The sequence below is a fragment of the Mesorhizobium sp. M5C.F.Ca.IN.020.29.1.1 genome, assembly GCF_003997375.1.
GTDB lineage: Bacteria > Pseudomonadota > Alphaproteobacteria > Rhizobiales > Rhizobiaceae > Mesorhizobium > Mesorhizobium wenxiniae.
Genome location: NZ_RZSW01000873.1, coordinates 1 through 1762, shown reverse-complemented (window position 1 = coordinate 1762; position 1762 = coordinate 1). Strand labels below are relative to the sequence as shown.

1 protein-coding gene and 2 pseudogenes are annotated in these 1762 nt (G+C 58.8%); 2 read left to right on the top strand and 1 reads right to left on the bottom strand.

Annotated features, from left to right (window positions below; translation table 11 throughout):
- Positions 1-161, top strand: a pseudogene (locus EOA85_RS39640) (cardiolipin synthase); the annotation flags it as partial.
- A 155-nt stretch (positions 162-316) separates the two neighbouring features.
- Entirely contained in the window at positions 317-1117 is an 801-nt protein-coding gene (locus EOA85_RS34490; protein WP_127212659.1) for an endonuclease/exonuclease/phosphatase family protein, read from the top strand.
- A gap of 205 nt (positions 1118-1322) precedes the next feature.
- Here the strand turns inward: EOA85_RS34490 and EOA85_RS39635 are convergent.
- Positions 1323-1595: pseudogene (locus tag EOA85_RS39635) on the bottom strand (hypothetical protein); the annotation flags it as partial.
- Positions 1596-1762 lie beyond the last annotated feature (167 nt).

The window sequence follows — 1762 nt, the reverse complement described above, 5'->3', positions numbered from 1 at the left end:
ATATAGAGGTTCTTGATGCAGGCTTTGCCGCGGAGATTGAAGCGCGGATCGGATCGGCAATCGCCTCCGCCGCGTCTGTAACGATCGAAACCTTGAGGGCCCGGCCATTTATCGTCCGCCTGTTCGACCGAGTGTTGTGGCTGGGATCGCCCTACCTTTAGAGGCTTTCTCGTTCTGCCGGGGGAAATTCGGGCGACGCAGCCATCGCTCCTTTTAAGCGCCGCATCTCGTCAGGGCAGGGGAAGCAGCGATTGCAGATCCTATTTGAGTGAGACAAAGCTAAGTCTTGAAGGTAGTGAGGACGAGCAGCAGATTCATGCAAAGAATTGGACATAGCTTTCCTGCAAGTGTGCTCAAATCCATTCGCGACAGAAAAAAGCAGAAGGCGAAGGCTGCGCCGTCAGAAGGGACACGCCCCGCGGGGACTCTGGTCGCATCTTACAACGTTCACAAATGCGTGGGCGTCGACAGAAAGTTCGATCCCGAACGAATCGGTCGCGTCATCCGGGAAATCGCCCCGGATGTCATTGCGTTGCAGGAAGCGGACAATCGCTTTGGAGATCGTGCCGGCCTTCTGGATCTGCTGCGTCTCGAATTGGAAACGGGCCTGGTGCCGGTGCCGGTGTCCGGAAACGGCAAAGGGCACGGCTGGCACGGCAACGTTCTGCTTTTCAAACGGGGCATCGTTCGCAATGTCCATCAGATAAAGCTCCCGGGGCTGGAGCCGCGCGGAGCCTTGGTTGCCGAAATCGATCTGGACGAGAAACGAACTCTGCGCATTATCGCAGCCCATCTCGGCTTGCTACGCCGATCGCGCTCCGAACAGGCCCGTGTCGTGCTCGAAATCATGAACAGACCGGACGAAAAACCAACACTGCTGCTCGGCGATTTGAACGAATGGCGACTCGGAAACCGTTCCGCGCTGAACACGCTGCACACGACTTTCGGTCCCGCGCCGCCGGCGGTCCCCACCTTTCCATCGCGTCTGCCGCTGCTGTCGCTCGACCGGATCATGGCAAATCGACACGGAATGATCTCAACCGTCGAAGCCCATGACACGCCGCTTTCGCGGGTCGCCTCCGATCATCTACCGCTTATAGGATTCGTTCGCCTATGATGTAGCTGCCCAGCCCGATAGATGGAGATCGGTTCAATGGGAAGCTCTCGTCTGACTAGCGGAGCCGAGCGGGGCGGCCCAGCGACTTTGGTTGCGGGGGAGGCCGCTGGGCCTGACCAGCGAGCCTTCGGGGGGCGGAGGCCCGTCGCTTCGCAAATGTAGCGGCGGGTCTTCTGCAGTCGCGTCCCAGCCTACGCGCTGCCGTCTCGCTTTCCTCATCGATCGTTCGGACTGGCAGATAGGCGTTGGTTTCCAGCCACTCGCGCGGCACGATCTGAATGAGGTCCGACCGGCCAATTTCATTTCGGCCGCGATGGAGTTTAGAGCGTCCTCCGTCGAGGGCTCCAGCGGCACGCCGGCAACGTTTCTGAGCATCAATGCGGCGCGGCGCAGGATGATCTGCAGATCCGCCCCGCGACATAGCTGCGATGCGGTCGGCGGCGCTTTCAAGCTCTCCCGCAAAAGACAGGCGGGTCATTAGAGGGCCGAATGATCAGTGGCGATGCGGCGCAAATTGCGACAATGCGGACCATCAAAGGCCAAGCACGGTTGTTAGCGGCGTTGATTTGGGCCTTCATCGTTTGTGGACGTTAGGAACGGAGCTAGGAATTAGCCTTGATAAAAATGGAAAAGGTAACTTAAATC

What these genes read in the sequence shown, in the direction of transcription:
- EOA85_RS34490 (WP_127212659.1), top strand. Translation starts at nt 317, where the DNA reads ATGCAAAGAATTGGACATAGCTTTCCTGCAAGTGTGCTCAAATCCATT.